Source organism: Paenibacillus sp. FSL K6-1566, from assembly GCF_038050475.1.
Lineage (GTDB): Bacteria > Bacillota > Bacilli > Paenibacillales > Paenibacillaceae > Paenibacillus_AQ > Paenibacillus_AQ lactis.
In genome coordinates, this window is the sequence record NZ_JBBOSR010000001.1 from 2,943,306 (window position 1) to 2,968,701 (window position 25,396).

At 51.4% G+C, this 25,396-nt stretch carries 25 protein-coding genes; 20 read left to right on the top strand and 5 right to left on the bottom strand.

Annotated features, from left to right (window positions below; translation table 11 throughout):
- The first annotated feature begins 73 nt into the window (after positions 1-73).
- Positions 74-2,332, top strand: coding sequence for a bacitracin amidohydrolase BahA (gene bahA, locus NST08_RS12940; protein WP_007128364.1), 2,259 nt, complete (start codon positions 74-76; stop codon positions 2,330-2,332).
- Positions 2,333-2,462: 130 nt separating this feature from the next.
- Here bahA and tatC read toward each other — a convergent pair whose 3' ends face one another.
- Genes tatC through NST08_RS12955 form a run of 3 tightly spaced genes read right to left on the bottom strand, consistent with a single transcriptional unit; the run spans position 2,463 to position 4,079 of the window.
- Entirely contained in the window at positions 2,463-3,194 is a 732-nt protein-coding gene (gene tatC / locus NST08_RS12945; RefSeq protein ID WP_007128363.1) for a twin-arginine translocase subunit TatC, read from the bottom strand.
- Positions 3,191-3,376: a twin-arginine translocase TatA/TatE family subunit gene (gene tatA / locus NST08_RS12950; protein WP_007128362.1), complete on the bottom strand. Its 186-nt coding sequence runs from the start codon at positions 3,374-3,376 to the stop codon at positions 3,191-3,193. The genes tatC and tatA overlap by 4 nt, the downstream gene beginning before the upstream one ends.
- Before the next feature lie 19 nt (positions 3,377-3,395).
- Positions 3,396-4,079, bottom strand: a complete 684-nt coding sequence (locus tag NST08_RS12955; RefSeq protein ID WP_007128361.1) for a hypothetical protein — start codon at positions 4,077-4,079, stop codon at positions 3,396-3,398.
- A gap of 121 nt (positions 4,080-4,200) precedes the next feature.
- Here NST08_RS12955 and NST08_RS12960 point away from each other — a divergent pair, with 121 nt between their 5' ends.
- The 12 genes from NST08_RS12960 to NST08_RS13015 all read left to right on the top strand — a co-directional run bounded on the left by NST08_RS12960 (position 4,201) and on the right by NST08_RS13015 (position 15,287).
- A complete protein-coding gene (locus NST08_RS12960) occupies positions 4,201-4,980 on the top strand; it encodes a gluconate 2-dehydrogenase subunit 3 family protein (protein ID WP_028404548.1) in 780 nt (259 codons plus the stop codon).
- A 33-nt stretch (positions 4,981-5,013) separates the two neighbouring features.
- A complete protein-coding gene (locus NST08_RS12965; RefSeq protein ID WP_007128359.1) occupies positions 5,014-6,729 on the top strand; it encodes a GMC family oxidoreductase in 1,716 nt (571 codons plus the stop codon).
- Positions 6,730-6,771: 42 nt separating this feature from the next.
- Complete coding sequence (locus NST08_RS12970) at positions 6,772-7,182, top strand: c-type cytochrome (RefSeq protein ID WP_007128358.1); 411 nt, start codon at positions 6,772-6,774, stop codon at positions 7,180-7,182.
- A 174-nt stretch (positions 7,183-7,356) separates the two neighbouring features.
- Positions 7,357-8,139, top strand: a complete 783-nt coding sequence (locus tag NST08_RS12975; protein ID WP_007128357.1) for an SDR family NAD(P)-dependent oxidoreductase — start codon at positions 7,357-7,359, stop codon at positions 8,137-8,139.
- Positions 8,140-8,681: 542 nt separating this feature from the next.
- A complete protein-coding gene (locus NST08_RS12980) occupies positions 8,682-9,764 on the top strand; it encodes a Gfo/Idh/MocA family protein (protein ID WP_007128356.1) in 1,083 nt (360 codons plus the stop codon).
- A 150-nt stretch (positions 9,765-9,914) separates the two neighbouring features.
- Positions 9,915-10,304, top strand: a complete 390-nt coding sequence (locus NST08_RS12985) for a VOC family protein (RefSeq protein ID WP_028404569.1) — start codon at positions 9,915-9,917, stop codon at positions 10,302-10,304.
- A 125-nt stretch (positions 10,305-10,429) separates the two neighbouring features.
- Entirely contained in the window at positions 10,430-10,954 is a 525-nt protein-coding gene (locus tag NST08_RS12990) for a DUF3189 family protein (protein WP_028404570.1), read from the top strand.
- A gap of 145 nt (positions 10,955-11,099) precedes the next feature.
- Complete coding sequence (locus NST08_RS12995) at positions 11,100-12,089, top strand: glycosyltransferase family 4 protein (protein ID WP_341341833.1); 990 nt, start codon at positions 11,100-11,102, stop codon at positions 12,087-12,089.
- A complete protein-coding gene (locus NST08_RS13000) occupies positions 12,089-12,661 on the top strand; it encodes a methyltransferase domain-containing protein (RefSeq protein ID WP_007128352.1) in 573 nt (190 codons plus the stop codon). Before NST08_RS12995 ends, NST08_RS13000 begins: the two co-directional genes overlap by 1 nt.
- A gap of 39 nt (positions 12,662-12,700) precedes the next feature.
- Positions 12,701-13,807: a class I SAM-dependent methyltransferase gene (locus NST08_RS13005; protein WP_251535161.1), complete on the top strand. Its 1,107-nt coding sequence runs from the start codon at positions 12,701-12,703 to the stop codon at positions 13,805-13,807.
- A gap of 30 nt (positions 13,808-13,837) precedes the next feature.
- Entirely contained in the window at positions 13,838-14,572 is a 735-nt protein-coding gene (locus NST08_RS13010; RefSeq protein WP_251535159.1) for a galactosyltransferase-related protein, read from the top strand.
- Positions 14,538-15,287 carry a glycosyltransferase gene (locus NST08_RS13015; RefSeq protein ID WP_251535157.1) on the top strand — a complete coding sequence of 250 codons (750 nt, stop codon included), beginning with the start codon at positions 14,538-14,540 and terminating at the stop codon, positions 15,285-15,287. Before NST08_RS13010 ends, NST08_RS13015 begins: the two co-directional genes overlap by 35 nt.
- A 107-nt stretch (positions 15,288-15,394) precedes the next feature.
- On the opposite strand, the gene NST08_RS13020 is transcribed toward NST08_RS13015, so the two are convergent.
- On the bottom strand, positions 15,395-17,878 hold the full coding sequence (locus NST08_RS13020) for a glycosyltransferase (RefSeq protein ID WP_251535155.1): 2,484 nt from the start codon (positions 17,876-17,878) through the stop codon (positions 15,395-15,397).
- A 361-nt stretch (positions 17,879-18,239) separates the two neighbouring features.
- Here NST08_RS13020 and NST08_RS13025 point away from each other — a divergent pair, with 361 nt between their 5' ends.
- Together NST08_RS13025 and NST08_RS13030 are read left to right on the top strand one after the other, a co-directional pair.
- Positions 18,240-18,659 carry a hypothetical protein gene (locus NST08_RS13025; RefSeq protein ID WP_007128347.1) on the top strand — a complete coding sequence of 140 codons (420 nt, stop codon included), beginning with the start codon at positions 18,240-18,242 and terminating at the stop codon, positions 18,657-18,659.
- Between the two features lie 27 nt (positions 18,660-18,686).
- Positions 18,687-18,887 carry a hypothetical protein gene (locus tag NST08_RS13030; RefSeq protein WP_007128346.1) on the top strand — a complete coding sequence of 67 codons (201 nt, stop codon included), beginning with the start codon at positions 18,687-18,689 and terminating at the stop codon, positions 18,885-18,887.
- Between the two features lie 8 nt (positions 18,888-18,895).
- Here NST08_RS13030 and NST08_RS13035 read toward each other — a convergent pair whose 3' ends face one another.
- A complete protein-coding gene (locus NST08_RS13035) occupies positions 18,896-20,215 on the bottom strand; it encodes a glycosyltransferase family 2 protein (protein WP_007128345.1) in 1,320 nt (439 codons plus the stop codon).
- 498 nt (positions 20,216-20,713) lie between these two features.
- On the opposite strand from NST08_RS13035, the gene NST08_RS13040 reads away from it, so the two are divergent.
- The 5 genes from NST08_RS13040 to NST08_RS13060 all read left to right on the top strand — a co-directional run bounded on the left by NST08_RS13040 (position 20,714) and on the right by NST08_RS13060 (position 25,251).
- Positions 20,714-22,003 carry a M20/M25/M40 family metallo-hydrolase gene (locus tag NST08_RS13040; protein ID WP_007128344.1) on the top strand — a complete coding sequence of 430 codons (1,290 nt, stop codon included), beginning with the start codon at positions 20,714-20,716 and terminating at the stop codon, positions 22,001-22,003.
- Positions 22,000-22,794, top strand: a complete 795-nt coding sequence (locus NST08_RS13045; protein ID WP_007128343.1) for a DUF3100 domain-containing protein — start codon at positions 22,000-22,002, stop codon at positions 22,792-22,794. Before NST08_RS13040 ends, NST08_RS13045 begins: the two co-directional genes overlap by 4 nt.
- A complete protein-coding gene (locus NST08_RS13050; protein ID WP_083832588.1) occupies positions 22,794-23,276 on the top strand; it encodes a hypothetical protein in 483 nt (160 codons plus the stop codon). The genes NST08_RS13045 and NST08_RS13050 overlap by 1 nt, the downstream gene beginning before the upstream one ends.
- 324 nt (positions 23,277-23,600) lie before the next feature.
- A complete protein-coding gene (locus tag NST08_RS13055) occupies positions 23,601-24,209 on the top strand; it encodes a TetR family transcriptional regulator (protein ID WP_007128340.1) in 609 nt (202 codons plus the stop codon).
- A gap of 19 nt (positions 24,210-24,228) precedes the next feature.
- Positions 24,229-25,251, top strand: coding sequence for a 2,3-butanediol dehydrogenase (locus tag NST08_RS13060; protein ID WP_210095312.1), 1,023 nt, complete (start codon positions 24,229-24,231; stop codon positions 25,249-25,251).
- Positions 25,252-25,396 lie beyond the last annotated feature (145 nt).

The following is a 25,396-nucleotide window of genomic DNA, read 5'->3' on the forward strand; positions in this document are numbered from 1 at the left end:
CGAAGTGAAAGAGTTGTCCGGTAATCTCTGATGTAGAACCAACTATAAAGGGTATACAGGAGGACTGGAGAGTTTGGAGACACAAGAAGAGAAACAAACAGAGAAGGGCCCGATCTTGATTCGAAGATGGATCACTGGCCGGAAACGCATAAAGCCGCTAACGCCCGGTTGGAAGGGAGCGTCACTCGGGCTTGGCGCCATCGCATTGATCTTGGTCCTTATTCAGGCAAGGTATCTATTGACGGGGCAAAGTTTCGTCCGCTTTTTCACAGGTACATTCCTGTTTGTCTTCGCCGTAGCGTTGATTAGCGGATTGGCTGCATGGCTGCTGCACGGGGTAAAAAAGCTGCCAAGTCGTTATATTTGGATATTGCTGTACTCCCTCAGCATGCTTTTATTTTGCTTCATTGGACCGTTGGAAGTATCGGTAGTTTTCATCGTGTTGTTTGCAGTTGTTTTTTCTTTGTTTGGTGCATTGGTTTATAATGTTGCAACCGGAAGATACAAGCAGTCTTCCAAAACCAGGAAAATTGGTGCCGTGGCCTGTTTAACCCTGATCGCATTCGTGATCGGCTCCGGCAGCTTCTGGTTGATTCGTGCGGGGGATGAAGCCGCTCCGGACGTGACCTTGAAACAGCTGAAAACTTCAGCCCGGTATGATGGCACGGCGATGAAAAACCCTGCCGAGCAAGGCGAGTATCCAGTCAAAAGCCTGCTGTACGGAAGTCCGGACAACTATCGAAAAGAGTTCAATCAAAGCGGTTCGCTGACTACCAAGACGGTGGATGCTTCCGAGTTTGTCGATAAATGGTCATCCGTTCGCACGAAGTCGCTTGGATTTGGCCCCGATGCCATGCCGTTAAACGGAGAAGTGTGGTATCCCGAAGGGGAGGGCCCCTTTCCGTTAGTTCTCATCGTCCATGGAAATCACTTGATGAACGATTATTCGGATGCGGGATATGATTACCTGGGCAAACTGCTGGCGAGCAAAGGGTATATATTTGTGTCGGTGGATGAAAATTTCCTGAATTTCTCCCCGTATGAGGATCTGTTCCTGCTTAGCCCGCTGCTGAATGAAAATCCGGCAAGAGGTTTGCTGCTGCTGGAGCATTTGAAAACCTGGAAGGGCTGGAACAGCGATCCGAACCATCCCTTTTATCAGAAAGTCGATATGGAACGAATCGCCCTGATCGGACACTCCCGAGGCGGGGAAGCGGTCACTATCGCCGCTGCCTTCAACAGGCTCTCGAGTCATCCGGACCGCGGCCATATCAAGTTTGATTATAACTTTTCGATCCGGTCTTTGGTGTCCATCGCCGGCACGGACGGGCAATATAAGCCTCAAGGCAAACCGCTGCCGCTGAAAGATGTGCATTATTTGGCTCTGCATGGAGCTCATGATATGGATGTCAGCAGCCTGGACGGTGCCAAGCAGTATCATCGGATTCGGTATACGGAGGGCACGGATTACATGAAAGCCCTGGTCTATATTTATGGCGCCAACCACGGCCAGTTTAACGGAGGCTGGGGCAGAGGAGACGTGGCAGGCTTGGGGAACCAACTGTTTAACGTCCGTCAAATCATGCCGCGGGATGAACAGGAAGCGATTGCGAAAGTGTTTATAGCCTCGTTTTTAGATGCCACGCTGAAGGACCAAGGGCAATATCGAGAGGTGTTCAGAGATTTGGGGTACGCCAAGGAATGGCTTCCCGATAATCTGTACGTCGGCAATTATAACGATTCGCAAACGATCCTGCTTGCGGATTATCAAGAAGACATTGATCTCCAGAGCACCACGTTGCCAGGCGGCAGCATAATGGGCGAGAACCTCCAGCAATGGAAGGAGGAGAAGGTGAAGGCCAAAATGGGTGAAGCGGATTACAGCGCAGTCCGTTTAGGTTGGAATTCAAAAGCTTCGGCTGAACCCGCAGCCTATACGGTTACGCTCCCTGAACGAGCGGTGAAGACAGGCGAGGAGAGCTCCATCGTATTCTCGCTGGCGGATGCCCGCCGAAAAGAAGATAACGGCGATCCGAAGGAGCTGATCAATTTTACGATTACGGTAGAAGACAAGAAGGGCCGTCAGGCAAGCCTTCCCCTCAGCCATATATCCAAACTGCCGCCTGTCATTAAGGGCAAACTGCTGAAATGGCCATTATCTAATTTTGGGGAGACCTCGGAACCCGTCTTTCAGAGCTATGATCTCGGGCTAGGCGATTTCAAAAAAATGAATCCGGATTTCAATCCGGAGCAGTTAACCAAGATCCGTCTCCAGTTCAACCTGACCAAGCGCGGAACCATCCTGCTGAATGATGTAGGCATCCGTCCATAAACCTGCAGGGACGCTCTGAATGAAGGCTTGAAGCTTAACGAACCTACAAAATTATAGACACGCTAAAGAGCCGCCGGCATGGCGGCTTTTCTCCGTTGTCATCAATGCACTGCCGCACCCGAGCCACCATTCACTCGCTGATCGGATTGAGCTTTGTCAGCCTTCTTTGATAGACGAGACGGGAGAGTCCCACACTAATCTCATACAAAAGGAACAGCGGGACGATCACGAGAATGTCGGACACGAAATCAGGGGGCGTAATGGTCACGGCGGCAATGGTCAGCAGCAAATAAGCGACTTTTCGCATTTTGGCCAGCCGCAGCGGATTCAGGATACCGAGTGACGTTAAGAACATGATGACGACGGGCATTTCGAATAGAACGCCGAACGGTACGGTCATATTGATCATGAAGCGGAAATACTTCTCCGCCGTGTATGCGGTCATAAAGTTGCCGGACAGCGAATCCAGAAAGGAAAGCACCATCGGATAGATCACAAAATAACCGAAGGAGAGACCCAGGACAAACAGCCCTGCAATCGCCGGAATATAAGCAAGCGTGATGCGGCGTTCAACAGGGCGAAGACCCGGCACGACAAACCGCCATACCTGATAACCTGCGACCGGAGTCGTTACCGCCAATGCGATCACGCCTGCGATCATGAGATACACCCAGATAACATCCGTAGGCCCCAGAACCTGAAGCTGACCCTCGACATCGCGGGTCAGCATCTTGTACAGGGGTTCTACGTACAGGAAAGCGGCACAGAGGGCAACCAAGAAGGTGCCCAATGTAATCATAATCCGCTTGCGAAGTTCCATAAAATGCTCCGTCAGATGCTGCTCCTGCTCCCGATCCGTCATTTCAGCTTGTCTCCTTCTTCCGTATCGTTCGCGGATACGAGCTCGCGCGTCGAGTTTTTAAACTCGCTGAGCGTCCGTCCGAAAGCCCGCCCCAGCTCAGGCAGCTTCGATGGCCCGAAAATAATCAAGGCGATCAACAGGATCAGAATCAATCCGGTTACTCCGATGTTTCCCAGTGGCATAAGATCAACTCCCCTACATTTATTGTTCTTTCGAAGTCATTTGCAGAAGCTTGGTGATATCACCGGCGATGGATGCATCTCGCGGCGAATCATGCAGCTTGGATGCGATCCGGTCGATCAGGCCAGGCGCCTCCGGATGGGTCACGGTGAGAATTTGCACATGCTTATTAAACATATTCCTCACTTCTTCTCTCGCCTGAGACAGATTATCGGTCTGCGAGGTTTCTTTCCCTGTAACGCCTGGATCCGGCTCGCCTTTACCAGACAAACCGTCCATCTGGCTTAATACCCTCCTCTGTATATGGTCATATTGGTTTGAAGACACGGTGGATTCGGCTTGAGCCAGAATGATCGTGTCATTCACGACAAATGCCTTAATGCCTTCAATGCCCAGCCCCGCGAGTCTTGATTGGACGTGGGAGGACACGCCCCCTTCATGCAGGCTGGAGGAGCCGATCAAGCTGTATACGGTCGTGCCCATTTCGCTTGTCGTCTCCCCATTCTCATTGGTTGTACGTGTTTTCATGCCATGGTAGCTCGGGATGAGATCCGGATCCTGCACATGATGCGCTGCATTGGGATGCACATTCTGAGCTTTTTGCGTGTTCTGTTGATTGTCCGTTTGATTTTGACAGGCTGTGAGCGCAAGCAGCAGCGCAGAGCCTAGAATCGGAGCTTTGCAGCGACTCCAGAATGGATTCATAACTATTCGCCTCCATATGGTTTGGTAAATGTAGCATGCCCGGATGGAGAATAATGTATGAATGGAATTTTGCTGGGGACAATAACGGTATCCAAATGAACTAGAGTAGGGGTGCAAAGCCTTGAGCGAACAAGATCAACATTCACAACAAAATGAAAACCGTGAAGCAACCAAAACCAAAGAGTCCCAAAGAATGTCACGACGGAAATTCTTGACGAGATCCGGCTATGCAGTCGGAGGCGTCGTCCTGGGCGGCTTGCTAGGGTATCTGATCCCGAAGGAGAGAGCGAAGCCTGCAACACCGCCGGCACCACAGAAGCAAGAAGCGAACTACAATGAAGCTTTGATGTTCTTCACGCAGGAGCAGTATGCAATTACGCAAGCAGCTGTGGAGCGAATATTCCCGGCGGATGACAACGGCCCGGGAGCCAAGGACCTCGGCGTAGCCTTCTTTATCGACCACCAGCTGGCCGGGGATTGGGGCTTCAATGCCAGAGACTATATGCAGCCGCCATTCTATGTCGGCGAAAAGACGCAAGGCTATCAGGGGCGGATTAACCGACGCGAGATATTCTATATCGGCTTGAGGGAGCTCCAGAACTACAGTCAAAAGAAATACAAGAAGGACTTTCCGGCCCTGTCTCCTGAAGAGCAGGATGCCGTATTGACCGCATTTCAGAATGATGAAGTGAACGTAACGACGATATCCGCAAGCGGATTCTTTAACCTGCTGCGCAGCAGTACCCTGGAAGGGGTCTATAGCGATCCTTTATATGGAGGAAACAAGAATATGCAGGGCTGGGCGATGAGGGATTATCCCGGCAACCAGATGACCTACACGAATATCATCGAGAAAGATTTCACCGTCGTGCCGCCACAGAGTCTGAGAGATCACTTGTAATTCAACCACTATACACGTAAGCGAGGTAAACATATGGCCAAAAAATTGCCTAAGACGGATGTTGTCATAATCGGCGTCGGCTGGGCCGGCGGTATTATCGCATCGGAATTGACGAAACAGGGACTGTCTGTTGTCGGATTGGAACGAGGAAAGGAGAGGGTGACGGAGGATTACTATATGGCGCATGACGAGCTGCGTTACGCGCTTCGTTATGATCTGATGCAGGATCTGTCCAAAGAAACGATTACGTTCCGGGGCAATGAGAAAATTCGCGCCCTGCCTATGCGGCAGTATGGATCCTTCCTTCTCGGAGAGGGGGTAGGCGGGGCCGGCGTACACTGGAACGGGCAGACGTACCGGTTCCTTCCCTATGATTTTGAAATCCGCAGCATGACGGAAGAGCGATATGGGAAAGATAAAATACCGCCGGGCATGATGATTCAGGATTGGGGAATAACCTACGACAAGCTTGAGCCGTACTTTGATAAATTCGAGAAAATGGCGGGCATCTCAGGCGAGGTGAACCCGCTCGCGGGTAAGCGTTCGAATGATTACCCGACGCCGCCGATGCTCCATACGCCATCGATGAAGATGTTCGTAGAAGCGGCTAAAAAGCTCAATCTCCACCCGTACACGGTACCTTCCGCGAACCTATCCGAAAGCTACACGAACCCGGACGGCATTTCGCGGGCGGCGTGCCAATATTGCGGATATTGCGAGCGGTTTGGCTGCGAATACGGTGCGAAAGCCGATCCTGTCGTTACCGTGATCCCAGTTGCGAAGAAAACCGGTAAGTTCGAGATCCGGACGCACTCCTACGTAAGAAGGATCTTACATAGCGGAGGCAAAGCGACCGGAGTAATGTACACGGATATGACAACGGGCGAGGATATTGAACAGCCTGCGGATATTGTGGTCTCAACGGGGTATGTATTTAATAACACCCGCCTGATGCTGCTGTCCAAGATTGGCAAGCCGTATGATCCGGCCACCGGTAAGGGAGTCATTGGCAAAAACTACGCCTATCAGGTTATCAAAGGAAATGCGGTCGGCTTTTTCGACGATCAGAAGTTCAACCTGTACGCCGGTGCAGGCAGTCTCGGCGTCTGCGTGGACGATTATAACGGGGATAATTTCGATCACTCCGATCTGAAATTCATCCATGGCGGAAACATCGCCCATACGTTTACGGGCCAGCGTCCTATTCAGAACAACCCGGTGCCGGAGGATTCACCGCGTTGGGGCAAAGAGTTCAAGGCCAATTCCTTGAAATACGCCAACAGCGTGCTTACGATCGGTTCCCAAGGCTCCTCGATGCCGTTTCGGCATCACTACCTCGATTTGGATCCGACCTACAAGGATGCGTTCGGGGATCCGCTCATTCGGATCACCTTCGACTTCGAGGAGCAGGACCGGGAGCTGGCACGTTATCTATCGGACCGCTGCGGGGACATTATGAAGGAGATGGGCACCGACCGCATTTTGAAAATGAAAGAGCTTGGGCCGTACGAAATCACGACTTACCAATCCACGCATAATACCGGCGGCGTCATCATGGGGGCAAGCCCCGACACTTCGGCAGTGAACAACTATATGCAGATGTGGGATATGGAAAACTTGTTTGTCATCGGGGCGTCCGCCTTCCCGCATAACAGCGGCTACAATCCGACAGGCACTGTGGGAGCTTTAGCTTATCGCGCGGCGGAGGGGATTGTCCAATACAGCAAAAAGGGCGGGTTGTTGGTATAACCTGCAGCTTGCACATCACACTTCAAGGAGGTAGTACACACCATGTTCAAAAAAGGTTGGTTCATAGCGGCACTGATCACCGTGCTGGTTCTATCACTGGCAGCCTGCGGCGGTGGAGGGAACAATGCAACAGAACCCGCTCCGGCTGACGGAACCGAACAGGCTCCGGATACGGCGAATGGCGGAAATGCAGGTAACGGCGAGGGAGCGACTGGCGGGGATGTCAGCGCTCAAGCGCAGTCGCTGTATAATGCAAACTGCATGGCTTGCCATGCAACGGATTTGGGCGGAGGCGGCAACTTTCCAAGCCTTCAGAAGATAGGCGCGGAACATTCCGCCGAAGAGATTGCCGGCATCATTTCAAACGGCCGCGGAGGCATGCCGTCGTTCAAGGACAGACTATCGGAAGACGATATTACGGTGCTGTCGCAATGGCTGGCACAGAAGAAATAGAAGGATCAGCATATAGCAGAACAAGCCGGTGTCCGATCAAGGGCATCGGCTTTTCCTTTATTGCCGGAAATCATTATTACCGAAATTCATATTGCCCGCATGGCTCAAATGATAAAATGATAGGTGAAAGACATTATCTTACATGAATGATGGAATCGAAAGGAGCTCAAAGAGATGGACTTAGGACTTCAAGGCAAAGTTGCTCTCGTAACCGGCGGGAGCAAGGGCATCGGGTTGGAAACGGCTGTCACGTTCGCTGCGGAAGGAGCGATGGTTGCCATTTGCGCCCGGAACGAGGAGCAGCTGGAAGACGCGGCCGCGATCATCAAGGATCGGACAGGAGCGGATGTCCTGATCATCAGCGCCGACGTGACGAAGCCGGCGGACTGTGAGCGGGCGGTAGCGGAAACCGTCAAGCGCTACGGCCGGCTCGACATCGTCATCAATAATGCTGGAACCGCTGCTGCGAAGCCGTTTGAAGGGATCGATGACGAAGCATGGACAGCCGATTTGGATCTGAAGCTGTTCGGAGCGATCCGCATCTCACGGGCGGCGGTACCGTATTTGCGCGCGGCGAGCGGCGGCTCTATTATTAATGTCACGACATCTTCAGCCAAGACCCCGCCTGCCTCATCGATGCCCAGCAGTGTAAGCCGTGCCGCCGGACAAGCCCTGACGAAGGCCATGAGCCGTGATTTGGCGCAGGACGGAATTCGGGTCAACACCGTTTGCATCGGCATGATCCGAAGCGACCAGCTGGAGCAGCGCTGGAAGAGGGAAGAACCGGGTCTCACATGGGAGCAATACGCCCGGGATCCCCGTCACCACATTCCGCTCGGCCGGATCGGCGACACCGATGAAGCGGCGAAAGTCATCGTGTTCCTAGCTTCCGAAGCAGCTTCTTACGTCACAGGAACATCGGTGAATATCGACGGGGGAGCTGGACCGTCGCTATAAAAAGCTTGCATGCAGCCTTCAAGACAATAGCAGTTTGCAGTGGACGCGCTCCCTGCAGGTAACCACAGAACAGCGGGCAATCCGCTGTTTTTTAGTGGTTCGTATCCGAAGAGCTGAGTTGATTGGAAGGGGGGCTGGAAAATATTTCAACCTGGCCGGTCGAAAGTGAAGAGCGATGCGAGAGGATGATGTATGTGCCATGGCACCTTCGATAGGCACCTTAAGTGCTGTTTTTATCTTCAGGTGTTTGAAGGATGTCGTAATTTTATAGTCGAACATGTCGCATAGTTGGACTAAAAAAAATCGCAAGATGTGGTACCTTATATTTGGATGTCAGGATTCATGGCGCTGCCGCTTACAGAGGACCTGGAGCCGGCCCGCCTCTCATGATCGGCTAAGGCCGACTAGCCGGTGACAGATAGCCCCAGCGGTTCGCCGTGACAGAATTACATAGATGAACACACACCTGGCCCGTCTGCACCTGATGCGTGCGCATTGGATTCATACCGATTACATTTTATGCAAAGAGATGGTGATGATTGATGAGTAAAGTATATCGTATCGGCATTATCGGCTGCGGCGGCATTGCAAACGGAAAGCATCTGCCGAGCCTTAGCAAATTGAAGAACGTGGAGCTCGTTGCGTTCTGCGATATCGTGAAGGAGCGCGCGGAGGAAGCTGCCAAGACGTACGGAACCGCGGATGCCAGCGTGGTTACCGATTATACCGAGCTTCTGAAAGACGAGACCATCGATATTGTCCATGTTCTGACTCCGAACGATTCCCATGCCGACATTTCGATTGCTGCGTTAGAAGCGGGCAAGCATGTCATGTGCGAGAAACCGATGGCCAAGACGGCGGCGGATGCCAAGCGAATGCTGGAAACAGCAAAGCGCACAGGCAAGAAGCTGACGATCGGTTATAATAACCGGTTCCGTGAAGACAGCTTGTATTTGAAGCAAATGTGCGAAGCCGGCGAGCTCGGCCACATCTACTATGCAAAGGCACATGCGGTGCGCAGAAGAGCCGTGCCGACTTGGGGCGTGTTCTTGGACGAGGAGAAGCAAGGCGGGGGTCCGTTGATCGATATCGGTACGCACGCGCTTGACCTGACGCTGTGGATGATGGATAACTACAAGCCGAAGGTTGTGCTTGGCACTACGTATCATGAGTTGTCCAGTAAGGAAAATGCGGCAAATGCATGGGGACCATGGGATCCTAAGAAATTTACGGTTGAAGATTCGGCCTTCGGCATGATCGTCATGGAGAACGGTGCGACCATCATTTTGGAATCGAGCTGGGCGCTCAATACGCTCGAGGTCGATGAAGCGAAGTGCAGCTTAAGCGGCACCGAAGGCGGCGCGGACATGAAGAACGGGCTTCGGATCAACGGGGAACAATTCAGCCGGTTATACACGAAGGAAATCGAGCTGAGCTCCGGTGGCGTCGCTTTCTATGAAGGACGCAAGGAATCGGCGCCTGATATTGAGATGAGAAAATGGATTGAAGCAATCGAAGAGGATAAGGATCCTGTCGTGACGCCGGAGCAAGCGTATGTGGTATCCCGCATTCTTGAAGCGCTGTACGAATCCGCACGCCTTGGTCAGGCGGTATACTTGGATTAAATTTGCATTTTCATATCCATAAAATCTGAGGAAAGCTCTGAATAATCAGAGCTTTCTTTGCATTTATAGCAATCGGGAAGAATTTATGAGTGAGCGATTGAATTAATATTGTTGCTTAGATGATGGATATATGGAAAGCGAGGTAACCGTGTGATTTTTGAAATAACGATACAGGTTCGCGTTGCGAATTATCCGGAGGGGCTGGAATGGTACCGAACGTTGATGAACCGGGAGCCTGATTTTATTCCCCATGAAGGATTTGCAGAATGGGAGCTGATTCCCGGGTGCTGGCTTCAGGTAGCGGAAGGCGAACCGGCTCCGGGGAGCGGTCCGATCCGTTTAGGTGTACAACATATCGAACGGGAGCGCCAACGTCTTGCCCAGCATTTAAAGACGGAGAGCTTCACCATCCACACTCGGGATGAAGTTCCTGTTAAATGGGGAACGTTTACCGATCCATGGGGGAATCGAATCGGCTTATTTGAATATCTGAACAAAGATGAAGAGAGAGAACGGATCCGAACGATCGCCAGTAAATGAAATCGTGAAGGTTTCCCGCTGGCCCCGTCCATGAGCTGCAGAATATCGGAACGCCGATACTGGCGAATGAGAACCACCTGTTTGGCAATAATATACTTAATAGCCTAGGCAGGAGGGACGGCGGGATGATCTTCATATACCACGATTACGGCGGGACCCATACGACGTCGCTGGCGGCCGCTTACCATTTGAATAAGCTGCCGACGCACCGGAAGCTTACAAAGGAAGAAATATTGGCCGTTGATTATTTCAATCAGCTCACGGCTTCAGATATGGGCAAGCTTATCTTTCGTGGACTGGATGAGGACGGAAATCCGGTATACACGGTTGGAAAGGGAAATTCCAAAGCCGTCCTCCCGGCAATGGTTCATATGGCTTCCATGCTTCAGGATAAATTCAAGAACGATGAACCGATCATTTTCTCCAATACGTCGCCTACCGTGCCGATGATGATGAGCATTGGAGGATTTCTGTCCCGGGGACTGAAATTGGATGTGATTGGCGTTCCGTTTCTGGTTAATGGGGCTCAGCAATGCTGCAGGACGATTTATGAGCTCGTGCTTCACACGAAGGAGACGGCGGCGGCCAGGGCAGCCACGGATTCGGTGATCATTCTCGACAACCAACATTTTAAACGTAAAAGACAGTAACAAAGACCTTGATCCGTCAGGGTCTTTTTTTGATGCCTTTCAAGTGAGAGGTTAACCGATTTGTCCGATGAAATAGACCGATTCATCAATTTTGTCCATCACGTAACTAGGGGATACACCCTCGAATATAATCCAAAAAGGAGGCATGTCGAACGTAAAGGATAAAGGGGGAGTCAGACTGCCAAAAGATCTTCTGCTGTACGATGTAGACTGGTGGATTCTGGGGAAAACAGCCCGGGTTCTGCAGCGTTATCATCCGAATCTCGAGCTGATGTCGTTTGCTGAAGCAGAAAAGCTCGTTGAATCCGTCGGCGCCCAAGAAATCAATCAGCGTTATTGCGTTATCAGCTCGATGTGCTTAGGAATTGCCGCCTGGGCGATCTTCAAGCATATCCGAGTCGATTCTTCCGCTGCCGTTTCTTATTATTATTTCACTCGAAATTATGAAGCCTTTCGGGAATGGATGGATCCGATCATTCCGGACCCTGAATTCCTTCGGTTGGTGCTTTCCCGCATTCCCGTCATCGGTGCCATGAACCGCAGGCTGACGGCTGCTCTTCAGGATTTGGTTCCTCAAGCACGTATCGATTTTATCGGACATTTTGTCGACACGTTGCATTTTACCCCCGCGGAATCCGTCCGTGGTCCAGATCAACCGTTTGTGATCGGGTGGGCCGGCGACAAGGGGAAGAAGTCGAAAAACTATCATTCGCTCGTTGAACCGATTAAGCAGTATTTTGACCGTCATCCGGGAATCCAGTTCGTGGAAACAAGCGGAGCGTATGCCTATGAAGATATGCCGCGCTTTTACCGCTCCATTGATCTTCTTCTGATCACCTCATCGAGTGAAGGCGGCGGGGCGCCGGCGCTGGAGGCTTTTGCCTGCGGCACGCCGGTCCTGTCTACGGACGTCGGATACATTATGGAAGCCGCCGGCTCTGATTTATATCCTCTCATTTTAAAAACCGATCATCCGCTTGATTTCATCCACGCCATTGAGCACTGGATGCATCATAGGGAAGAGCTGAACTTGATCGGTCAACAGTGCCGGAACAACGTAGAGTTGAACTGGAACATCGAATCAGGGGCAAGGCGCTGGTTATCCCATCTGTTTAACCGAATGGAGGTGAAGTGATGGGAACTTCGAATTGGCAAAATATTTCGTATTGCGTGGAGCTTATCCGCAGGGTGGCGCCGTCTAGCGTGCTTGATGTCGGCGTGGGCTTTGGGCGCTGGGGCATGATATGCCGCGAGTTTCTCGATGTATGGCAGGGAAGGGTGTTCCGGGAGCAATGGACGACAACCATCGAAGGGATTGAGGTGTTCGAGCGAAGCATCGACGATTATCACGATTTCTTCTATAACCGGATTTACCGTACGGAAGCCTACGACTTTTTAGTGACTCAGAAGGAGCAGAGAAAGTACGATTTGATTATTCTAGGCGATGTTCTTGAGCATTTTACGAAACGGCGGGGCGATGAGCTTCTGCGATCTTGTCTGGAGATCAGCCGTTATGTCCTGCTTAATATTCCGATCGGGCAGGATTGGCCGCAGGGAAGCGAGTATGGCAATGAATATGAAACCCACCGCAGCGATTGGAATGAAGCGGACTTTCAAAAATATCCGGTCGTGGAAAAAAAGATGTTCAAGGATTACATTGGCCGCGACTTTGCAACGATGCTGCTGCAAGGAAGCCTGCTTCACTGAGCCTAAACCGAGACGAATGGTTGAGAGGAGCAACTTGGAATGGCTGATCAAACCAGCATGAACCCGCATAAGGTGGTATGCTCCGTGCCGATTGAGCTAGTATTTACGGATACCGATGTGAAATCATCACGTACGGAGCATAGGATTGATCATTACACGGATGCCTGGTTCGAGCATCATTTGCTGCATAGCGATATATCCATTATGCGCTTTACGCCTCATCGGGACCTATATTCGTATTTCATGGGGCATCAAAGTTCTCCCGAAGCCTATCTGGAATGGCACGATAAGATCTACACGACCCGAGGGCTGAAAGCTCCGGACAGGGAGGCGGTGCTCCGTCAGAAGCAGATGGAGTTCATTAATATGAGGAATGAACTCCTCAGAAATAGCAGCTTTTTCATGGATCATCCCATACAAGCGCGATATAATCCCGCGGGATATTTCAATATCAAGGACGGTCATCACCGAGCCTCCTTCCTGTACGTCTTCGGCTTTCGCCGGGTATATTTGGAAATGAGCTCATCAGACTATGCACAGTGGCTCAATGAGGATCAGGCCGGAGCGGTCCGCGCTACGATCCAAGACCAGCAGCGACAGCTAATCTATACGCCGATCCTGCATCCGGAGTTTTATTCTTGGAGCAGTGAGAGAGACCGTGTATACCCGACCAGACTCGATTATATGATGCGTTATTTGGGAGTGTCTCCTTTGCGCGGAACCCGCGTTGTCGATATCGGCTGTAATATCGGGTATCATGCACGCTGCTTTACCCGCGAGGGGGCTTCCGTGACAGGTATTGAACATGATGCCGATCATTGCCGGATGTTGAAGGCGTTGAACGATTTGGAGCATACGCATTTTCAATGGATTCCGGAGCCTTTCGAAGGTGCCAGCATTGGGAGCTATGATATCGGAATTATGCTGACCGTTTTCTATCATGTCATGAAGAATGAAGAGGTATGCCGAGCGTTTCTTGATAAATTGGATCAATCCGTCGAGCAGCTGCTCTTCTGGGAATCCGGAGACGATCCTCGGAAGGAGAAGAGGCTGATCCAGGAGAATACCGGCTTCACACGATATGAGAAGCTCGCCGACACGTTCGGAACCGGCAAGCTGCGGGAGCTCGGCGTGTTTCAGAAATGATTACCTAACTGAGGCGAAGGGGTGAGCACGATGTTCGAAGGCATTTCTGTGCTGATACCGTATCAGCCGGATGGAGGTCCTCGGGACGAAGCTTTTCGCTACGTAAAGGAGTTCTACAGGCGTCTGCTGCCAGGGGCCGAAGTATGTGTCGGAGACCTGATGGAGCACGAGCGGTTCAGCCGCTCCAAAGCGATCAACAAGGCTGCGGCGTTGGCGAATGGCGACCGGTTCATTATTGCGGACGGGGACTTGATCTATGATCCGGAAATGATGAAAGAGGCTGTGCGTGGGCTGGAGGATCATGAATGGATCATTCCGTTTACCAGCATTACTCGACTGACCCTGAATAACTCCCAAAGCATTCTGCGTGCGGAGATCGGTTGGCCGCTTCAGATAGAGCTTGAAACGCTTCCGCACGATGCCCGTTTGTTTGTCGGGGGCTTAAACCTCGTTACCCGGAACGCCTTCGAGGCAGTCGGGGGGTATGATGAGCGGTTTGTGGGATGGGGCGGGGAGGATGAGGCTTTTGCCTATTCCCTGGATACGATTATCGGAAAGCATATTCGGCTGGAAGGGAATCTGCTGCATTTCTGGCACCCGTTTGTGGGACCTGAGGGAAATCCGAATTATGAGTCCAATTATGCGCTCTATCATCGGTACAAGGCCGCACTTGGCAAACCGGAAGAAATGAGACGGCTAATTCAGGAAAAAAGGAAGGAGTCTGACAGGGATGCGATTGTCATTGATCGTCCCGGTACTGAATGAAGAGACGTTCATACCGCTTTATTTGGAAAGCGCTGCAGCTTACGCGGATGAAATCATTATGGTGGATGGCGGCAGCACGGACCGTTCAGTACAGTTGATCGAGGAATACAAGCGCCATCTTCCCATTCGCTTGTATCATATGCACCAAACCGGTCTGCCCTATACGGAGGACTGGAATGAATCGAAGGTCCGCAACTTTTTGATCGAACAGGCGACCGGTGACTGGATCATGAATTTGGATATCGATGAAATGGTCGACGACCGTTTCATCGAAGTTCTGCCTGAGCTGATGCGTCGAACCGATGCGGATATTTTTCAGTTTCCATTCGTCAACTTCTGGGGCGATCCCTGGACACTCCGTGTAAACAGTCCGGGAGATGAGCGGTGGTCCAACGATATTACCCGAATGTGGCGAGCGAAGATCGGCATAAAGTATCGCGAGGAGAGGCATCACTGCACGCTTGAAGCAAGCGGGGGCCAGAGCATATGGAGCGTGCCGCGCAGCCGGATCGATGTGAATATTTATCATTACCATTACGCTCTCGGCAAAAAAATCAAGTTCAACGATAATCGGCGCGGAGATGTCAACCTTCTGACCAACGAGGGGGAACCGGACTGGAATTTTGCGCATGACGAATACAGCATCGCAACGTTGCCGTTCACGGGCACTCATCCGGAGGTTATACAGCGGTATCTTCATGCTGATGCACAATAAAGAACGGAATGTCATATTAACGTAATACGAATAAGCCTTCGCATCCCGGAACCGCTGCGATCCGGCCCGGGATGACGAAGGCTTTATTATGCTTGGTGGACTTGAAGTCACGAGCTGGGCTGGGGCTCCTTGGACCCAATCGATCCCCGTGCCAGCTGGGCAGGGCAAAGTTCTTCCAGCACTTCAGCATTCTCGAGCTTTGCAGCCAAATCGCGCAGCTGGTGTGCATGGTAGGAGGGGCCATCGATAAGTTCACGCCGCGCATGGACATCGGGCTGTTGGTCGGTTTCGCCGCAATAGATTACGCTATCGAAACGGACACGGCTGAACAAATCCAGCCGATTCGTGAAATAAACCTGCGGACCGGCTTTCCGTATGCCAATGACATCTTGTTGATGATATTTCATCAAGTGAACCACGATGATACGTTTCCGATCGGCGGCGAGCTGCTTAACGATCCGCTTCCATCTGGGATCCTGACGACTCCACTCGCGCTCTCCGAGCACCAGTACGCACTCGACGGTAATGTTCGCAAGCCTCGCGGCCACTTCCTCAGAAGATACTGCCCCGGAAAACCGATTTTCCGGCGGTTTAGGCATCTGCCAGACTTTATTCCATTTCCGTTCATAATAGGACTTGTTGTTGCGCCAAAGCTGATCATACTCGCCCGGCTTCAGCTTTTTGATCGTGGCGCTGCCATGGTGATAAACAAAGGCGTCCTCGATGATTGCCAGTTTGTAACCGGCCCGCTTGACCCGCTCGCAATAATCATCGTCCTCAAACATGCCGACCCCATAATTGCTGTCCAAGTCTCCGATTTGTTCGATCACGCTGCGTTTTATGGCTACGCAGAAGAAGCCAAGCAGATCGGTATACCGACTTCCTCCTTCATAAAACTCGTAAAAATCGCGCAGCCAATCCGAATGGGCGCCTTCTACCGGATTGCCGACGAAATGGTCCACGGCCTGATCGTTGCCCACATGATTAGACATAGGTCCGGTCATGCCAAGATCCGGGTCAATCGCCAAAGGGCGGATCAACCGCCTGATCCAGCTCCCATCGGGTACGATGGTATCATTGTTCAGCAGAATGATATATTCGCCGCTGGCTTTGCGGCATCCCAGGGAATTCCCTGCGGCAAAGCCGAGATTGGTCGAGGAAAACATGATCCGGAACAGATCGGAATCGAGTTCGGCTAGGCCCTGCCTGGTTTCGTCCGTGGAACCGTTATCGATAACAATGACCTCCATATTGGGATAACGGCCCGGCTTCTGAAGGCTGGTCAGACATTGGCGCGTGTAAGCCCAGTTGTTGTACGTCAAAATGACAACGCTCACCTTCGGGAACAGCTTTGACAAGATCTGTTCATGGAGCTCTATATATCTCATTTCCCATGTATGAGACCGCGCAAATTGCGTTCTGGCTTGGACCTCACGGGGGCCCTGCTGCTGCAGGGATCGTTCGATCGCTTGTTCGAAGTCTTCAGGCGTACGGGCGACGAGGGTTAAGCCGGCCGCCACGGTTTCCAGCTCAGGCAGATAAGTGGAAACAACCGGCTTGCCTGCAGCCAAATATTCATAGAGCTTCACCGGATTGGTTGCGCGGGTAAGCTCGTTTTCCAGAAAAGGAATCAAGGCAACATCAAAGCGGTGGAGGTAGGATGGAAGCCGTTCATATGGCTTCTCGCCAAGGAGCATGACGTTCGGGAGGTTCTCAACGACAGATGTGTCGCACCCAAACGTGTGCCCGATCAGGACAAATGTCCAATCCGGTCTTCGTGCTGCCAGTTGGCCAATGAGCCGGATATCAAACCAATCGGAAATCGCTCCATAGTACCCGATGACCGGTCCCCGAATCGGCGTGAGCTCCGGTGCGACGGGCATAGGATTGTAAAAATGGGAAGCATCCGCCGCATTGCGCAGAAGCAGGGTGGAAGGATGAAGTTCCTTCATTCGGTCATACAATGCCTGGGATGAGGCCACGACCAAGTCGGCGCTGTGTACTAATTGCTCCTCCTGGCTCAGTATGGCTTTGTCATTGGTAGAGAATCCTTGATGTTCGTCCATGCAGTCATACACGAGCTTGTGATTGCCGATGGCTGTTACGAGCGGTGTCCAGAACGGAAGGTCGACGATCGAAACAAGATGCTCTATCTGAAAGCGAGCCCGGACATAATCGATGGACCAGCTAAGATATCGGATATCCGTCTCATTCATCAGGTCTCTGTACAGATTCAGCTTGCGGGTGGCACAGAGCGTAATGAGCCATATGTTCGGCTCGATCCGTTTAATTCCGACATGCCGTGCCACATCTTCATAAACGGGTTCTTCCATTGGAAGCACTGCGATGTCGGTCGTTATATAAAATACCCTGTGGCCATGAAGGGCGAATTGCTCCGATATTTGCTGAGGCCTTTGCCACCGGAAGTCCCAATCAATTACCGGAAACCGCAGCACGTCATATTCCCCGCGCGCTCCTGCCGGCGGGTTTGAGCGTATTTGCACAGCTTCCGATCGATTCTGCTGCTTGCCTTGGGACACGCCAACAGGGCTTAGAGGCAGCGGCTGGGCCGTATGTGGCTTCAGATGCATAGAGGTGCTCGGAAGTGAAAACGGGACATTCAGCCTGCGATTACGAATGGATCTGTTGCGTTTTCCAAGTTTCTTAAGCGATAGAGACACTCGTTTTTTTATCGGCTTCCGGGACCTCTTCCGTGGTCTGTTCAACACCATTCTCCTCCCTACGCGATTGTCTATGGTCTTAAATTATGTCTCCATATGGATTTCCGCTTGGGTAGATCACCATTTTTGCACTCGAATGGGTAGGGGGCCCTGGCATTCTTTCTAATAGTGGACAGATCGGTAGGTCATTTGACTATCTTTAGAACGACAGGTATCCACTTGCACCGCGCCGACATATTGTACTCATGACCAAGTGAAGGGGGTAGAGGCCGTGAAATTGCGCAGAACTTTTGTATACCGTTCCGATTGCATTCCAGCCGTCCGGAGCAGAAATTCGTCACTCCGTAAAAGGAAAAAAAGCACCCTTCAAAAGCATTGGGTGCGACTAAAAAAGTTCGTGGTCGCGAGGCTGGCAAGACTGGCGGACCAACTGGGACTTCTCAGACAGCAGGTGGATCGCTTGTCCGTTCAAGTGAGCGCGCTTCAGAGTCGGGTAGACGCTCTGACACCCGCCCAAGGAGGCATCGTATCCTTCTTAAGGGCACGGGTTGGAACTCTCGCAACAATCGAGACGCCTGCCGGGACGTTGTTCGGTACGATTATCCTGGTCGGGGAGGATTTCGTTCAATTGCGGGAGGCAGACGGAAGCATAGTACTCATCCCGCTTCGTAATGTGTTGTCCGTTGTCTGAATACGATAATGGGAGGGGAGTTTATCCATGAACTTCATTGAGGCGTTAAGAAGTTTCATCGGGAGATCCGTTGAACTCGTTCAGCCGGGACAGTTTCTGCAAGGGAGGCTGGCATCGGCCGCCGACGGGATTGTGACGATCGAGATCGCAAGCACCAGCTATATCCCTGCAGCGGAAGTGGTGACGGTATTCAGCAATAACATCACGTTCATCCGCATCCTGCCTTAAGCTGTGATTTAAAGGGAGCGAGGGTCGCCCTTACGTATTTCGTTACGTATTTCGGCCGACATGGACCGGCTCCACGGTTTATAAAGGCGCTCATGCATTCGCGTCATGCTGCCGCTCCGAATTCGCCGGTGATAAAGCGGCAGTGGGAGGTAGCGGATCGTTTCTTCGAGGGCGAGCCGGGCCAACAATTCAATATCCTCGTATAATCTTCCTCCTTGCGGCACCGAAGTGCTCCATCCGTTAAGCTTGATTAACAGACCGACACGGAACATCCGGGGAGCCAGGGCAGGTCCTTCTTCTAGAAGCCATTGACGGGAGAGCGCTTCCGGCGGTTTCTTGACGCCACGGAAGACCAGCTCTCCGCTTCTGCGTTCGGTCCATTCATAATGGTCCGCGTAGATCGCCCCTGAATCCTCCGAGTTTAGGGCCTCTTTTGACAGACGCGCCAAGCACTCCGGCGCCAGCCAGTCGTCGGCGTCCAGCTCCAGCAGCCACTTGCCGCGGGCCCTTTGCAGGGCCGTATTCAGGCAGGCGGCTTTACCAACGTTTCGGTGCTGCCTATAACAGCGAATTCGCGAATCCTCTTGCAGCGTCTTCAAATACGACGGGGTTGCATCGGTCGATCCGTCATCAATGATTAGGAGCTCCCATGCAGGATCATTCTGGGCCATAACGGAACGGACAGCCCAGGGCAGATAATCGGCGTTATTGTAGGTGCAGATCACAACCGATATGACAGGGGAAAATAAAACCTCCGGCCGCTCTTCTACCTGAGTCTGGCTGCGCAGGATGATCGGCATAATCTCTCTGGCTTCCACCTCAGGATTTCTGGCAGGCCGTTCAGGATAGGCTCTAGCGGGAATATAAGCGTCTGTGCTGACCATTTTCCAACGATAAGCATGCCTAATCCGGACATATTGGTCGTAGAGCACCAATGGATCGAAGGGCATGAAATTTCGTCCTGCAAATCCCGGGCACGTGCCAGTCAGCACCGCCGAGGTCCGCCATAGAACCGCGCAATCTTGGATCGTGTCCTGGGTTCGCGTTGTGTACGATCGTCGAGGCTGAATGACGATTCCGCCATCCCCGTCCTGCAGCTCTTGCGACCAGGCTTGAAGCTGTTCCATAAATTCGGGCCGGAGGATATCGCCGCCATGCAGGGTAAGAAAAAACGCTTCGTCATAGCTTTGAAGCGATTGATTCAATCGATCGGCTGTGCCTGTCTCGGGGATCGTGATCACTTCCCAATCAGGCAGTACAGCTTTCAGGGATTTTTCCGTCTGTAGGGTTCCTGAATGACTTCCCCTAGAAATGATAAAAGCGATCATGAAATCTCCTTTTCCTATCGGTGGTTATTGAATCGGTTCTTTCATGCTACGTTAACCATTGTATGCAGCAAATGCCCAAGTGACACGCAACTGAAGAGGGATTTGGGGGGCTGTTTCAATCTCCAACAGCAACCTTGCATGGAGCGCAGGCGAATCATGCATAAGTGCAGAAATCGAGGAGTGAACAACGAATGCGAGGACAAAATAGTAGTTGATGCAAAAAAAAGAAGCATAGCGATGCCCGCCAAAAGGAGTCTAAAACACATTGTATAAAGCTTGACGATATTCATCGTCCATGAATGTGAGGTTTCATAACTGATAGGGATTACAGTATCTTCCATTTAGCGATCAATCGTCGATATATGGAGACTGGCATAACCGGTATCTTATTTCATTACACTATAAAGTTTATAGAAAAATAATATAACGTGATTATTATTGACATAATCAAAGGAATTAAAATAACATTAGGATTATTTCATCATGAAGGAGGCAGCTATGAGTTTTAAGGAGCAGTACGAAGAAATTGCGCAGATCGCCCGGACGATATTCGAACATCCCGAGCTTGGGTACAAAGAATTCAAGACAAGCGGGCTGGTTGAAGAATTCTTGAAGAAAGTAAATCCTGAAGCCGAGCTTCAGACGTTCAGCACGACGGGGCTACGGACCTCGCTCGGAGCCGGGAAACCGCTCAACATCGCCTTCATTGCGGAGTTGGACGCCGTTTATGCACCTTCCCACTGGCGTTCCGATCCGGCGACTGGCGCTGCGCATAATTGCGGACATTACACTCAGGTGGCGATTGCGCTTGCATTGTACAAGCACTACGTGGAGACCAACGCTTATGAAAATCTTGATTATACGCTGACGTTCATTTTCGTTCCCGCGGAAGAGTACCTGGATCTTGCCTACCGGGATGAGCTCCTTAAGAAAGGAACAATTTCGTATTACGGCGGAAAACCCGAAGCGATGAAGCTTGGGGTCTTCGACGATATCGATATCGGGCTGTGCGTGCACGCCATGGGCGGCGAGTTCGACAAGCGTACGATCGAAATCAACTGCGACCTGGCAGGCTTCTTGTACAAGCAGTATACATTTACGGGTAAAGCAACGCATGCCGGGTTTGATCCGTTCTCCGCCAAAAATGCTTACAGTATGTCAACGCTGTTCAATGTGGCGCTCGGGCTTAGCAGGCAGCAAATGAAAGACAGCGAGAAGGTTCGAATGAATCCGATCGTCCTTGATTCGGATATGTCGACGAATGTCGTTCCGAACCGGATTACGGTCGGAAGTGACTTGCGGACTCTTTCGGTGGAGTATATGAAGGAAGCTGCAGAAAAGATGGACGATGCGGCGAGAGGGAGCGCGCTGGCGCTGCAGGGCGAGGTTGAGATCAAGACGCAGATGGGATATCTGCCGTTCGTTCAGGATCGATATTTGTCGGAATTTGTAATGGAAGCATTCCAGCGCAATGATGAAATCGAGGCGATCTGGAACAACAATGCCATCAGCGCAGCGGGTGATATCGGGGATCTGGCTTTTATGATGCCATGCATACAAATCGGTTACAGCGGCTTTACGGGTACGATTCACGGGGATGATTTCAAAGATATTGACCCCGAATATATTTATGAGGTGTTCCCGAGATTTCTGACCCAGGTGCTTGAAGGGATGAACGGCCGAATCGATCGCTCGAAGCTGTACCGGAGATCTTTCGCCGAATACGAGCAGCTGCTAGAGTCCATTGTAAGTGCAAAGCCGATAAACGGAAATGAGGTCAAGGCATGAAGTCGAAACAATCATTCATCTATTTACTCGCATTCGTACTGATCGTCATTGCGGTTTCCGAATTTATCGGGATTCAGGCGGTAAAGGTCGGGTCTGTTAAAATAAGTTTGCTGCCGCTCGTGTTCGCGATATTGATTACAATGATCCTTGGTTTGTCGATCTTCCGCAAAGGGTTCATGAAGAAAATATACAGCGAAGCGAATGTCGCTTTCTCAAGCAAGTACTTGATTTTCATCATGCTGCCGCTTATGGCAAGATACGGCGCGGATGTCGCTCCGAGGATCGAGGAAATTTTAAAGGTCGGCTGGGTGTTCATCATCCAGGAAATCGGAAATCTGGGGACGATTTTGCTCGGGCTCCCGATCGCCATTCTGCTCGGCCTGCGAAGAGAAGCGATCGGCTCGACGCTGGGACTCGGGCGTGAAGGCGAGCTGGCCTACATATCCGAAAAGTATACGCTCGACTCCGACGAAGGGCGGGGCGTCCTTTCCTTGTATATTATCGGCACCCTGTTCGGTACGTTGTTCTTCAGCATTATTGCTCCTATTATGCATGCCTCCGGCTTCTCAATCGAAGCGTTGGCGATGGCTTCCGGGGTCGGATCGGCAAGCATGATGACAGGCTCGTCATCAGCTCTGATCGCAACAGCGCCTGATATGGAACAAACCATCAACAGCTATGCAGCAGCGAGCCAGTTGCTTACAAGCTTCCTGGGAACCTACACGATGGTATTCCTGGCGGTGCCGCTGCAGCGGTTCATGTACAAATTGTTAGTCAGAGGTGATAAATGATGAGCACCGGCATGAATAAATATGCTAAATACGCCCTCGTCCTCCTGCTCAGCGTCAGTCTCATCCTATTTACGGAACAGATGAAGTTCATAAAGAGCGGTGAAGGCCATATTACATTCGGGACGATTACCGGTTTGGCCGTTTTGTGGCTGTTTTCCTTTATCGGGGTCATCATCTCAACGTTAATGAAGAAAGTGCCGGTAAAGTTCTTGCAGGAGTTCCCGGTCCTTGGGTGGGTATCCATCGTTTCGCTCATCTGCTGCCTCATATCGGACGTATTCGTTGATGCTATTGCCAATGTCAATTTCCTCTCCATTACGACGCCGATTTTGGCTTTCGCGGGCATCTCCGTTGCCGACCGGCTGGCCGATCTTCGCAAAACGTCATGGCGAGTCGCGATTGTTGCGGTCTTCGTATTTACAGGAACCTATGTAGGGAGTGCTCTGCTGTCGGAGCTCGGTCTTTACTTATCGGGTAAATAACATTCATGGGAATTTTAGATACAACCCGCCTTATCCATCGATAAGGCGGGTTGTTTTTGCTTGCAGCGGATAGCAACATGTCCTTAATTCACTTCCTTCGGTTTATCGCCGATCAAGCCCAGCAAAAACATTTGGGAATATGTGAAGCCTTTATAGATTTTGGTAACGCACGCTTGTAAAAGATGATTTGACAGGCAAAAAAACGAGGAGTAGAATGAATTTGCAGCTGCTTGAACACTTGTTCAAAACGATCGTTCAAAAATTAAAAATGCAACTTATCGAAATAGAGAATCGCAAATACATGAAGACAGGAAATGGAGATCGATGGTAAACGAAGAACAGGAGCAGGCTCAGGAAAAGGACGTCAAAGAGAAAATTTTGGGGGCGGCCAGGAAGCTTTTTGCCGGTAAGGGCTTTGAAGGCACCAGCGTCAGGCAAATCTGCGACGAAGCCGGCGTAGCCTTAGCGCTTGTATCCTACCATTTCGGAGGAAAAGACAAGCTGCTATATGCGCTGTTTGAGCCGCTTAACGAGCACTTTGCCAAGTTGTCCTTCCATTTGGAGGAACCGGTTGAGGCGCTTAAACAGTTTATTCGCGGATTTGTTGCCTACCGTTACGAGAACGAAGAGCTTATTCATATCCTGCAGCAGGAAATGATGATGCAAAGTCCCCGGCTGCGGATGCTATCGAACGCCTATTACCCGTCATGGGAGCATCTACGGGCGATATTGGAGGCAGGCAAGAGGCAGGGGGAGCTTCATTTCGAATCGATTGTACATGCCGTGCATTTTGTGATGGGTGCCGTTATTTTTTCCAGACAGATTCCGTTTCTCGAGCCGGTGTTCAGCGATTTGCCGCCTGTAAAGGACGATGCAGCGCAGGCGGCGGAGCATATCATTCGCCTGGTCTTGCACGGTTTGCATTCAAGATAACATCAAAGGGGATAACACCATGAAAGCAGCAAAAATTTACGGAGCGAAAGACATTCGGGTTGAAGAGACATCTGTTCCGTCTCTTGAAGCAGGCCACGTGCTCATCAAGGTCGATTATGCAGGCATTTGCGGAAGCGATATGCATGAATATATGGCAGGGACCTTTCCGATCCGGACACAGCCGGTGCTTGGACATGAATTCTCCGGCACGGTCGTTGAAATTGGCGAGGGCGTTACGGAAATGCAGCCAGGCGACAAGGTGGCCGTTGAACCGCTGATTGCCTGCGGGCATTGCGCCAATTGCCGAAGAGGCATGGCCAACCTGTGCACGAACAGCAGCGGTTACGGCTATTCGCTGTCGGGCGGCTTCGCGGAATATGCGGTTGTACGAGAGCAAAATGCGTTTAAGCTTCCGGAAGGAATGGACGTAAAGCTTGGCGCGCTTGTCGAGCCTACAGCCGTAGCGGTGCATGCCGTACGGCAAAGCACCCTGCGACTGGGCGATACGGCAGCTATTTTCGGTGCGGGTCCTATCGGGCTGCTGCTTCTTCAAGCGGTAAAGGCGGCGGGAGCAAGCGAAATCATTGTCGTTGAGGTTTCCGATGAACGCCGGGAGAAAGCGCTGGAGCTCGGTGCAACCCATGTTATCCATCCGGTCGAAGCCGATGCGGTTCAACAAATCAAGGAACTGACGGGCGGCGGAGTCGATGTGGCCTTTGATGCAGCCGGCGTTCAGGCCACATTCTTAAGCGGTGTCAGCGCGGTTCGAAAAGGCGGAGAGTTTAAGGTGGTGAGCCTATGGGAACAGCCGGTTACCTTCAGTCCGAACAGCTTTGTAAAAACCGAAGCGAAAATTACCGGGTCATACGCTTATGTCAATTTGTTCCCTGAGGTGATCCGGCTGCTCGCTCGCGGCATCATCGATGGAAATAAGGTCATTACAAGTCTCATCCCGCTTGAAGACATTGTTGGAAAAGGCTTTGAGGCCCTTGCTAGTGACCGAAAGCAATGCAAAATTTTAGTGGATATGCAATTGTCATAAACGAACAGTCCTGTCATGGATCCTATTCTATGGCAGGGCTTTTTTTGGTTTTAAGATAAATTGGTTCGATCTGGATACGATTCAACCTCATTGGGATATCCTAACCCTATCCATATTCGAAATTTGGAATTCAATATGTCCGAAA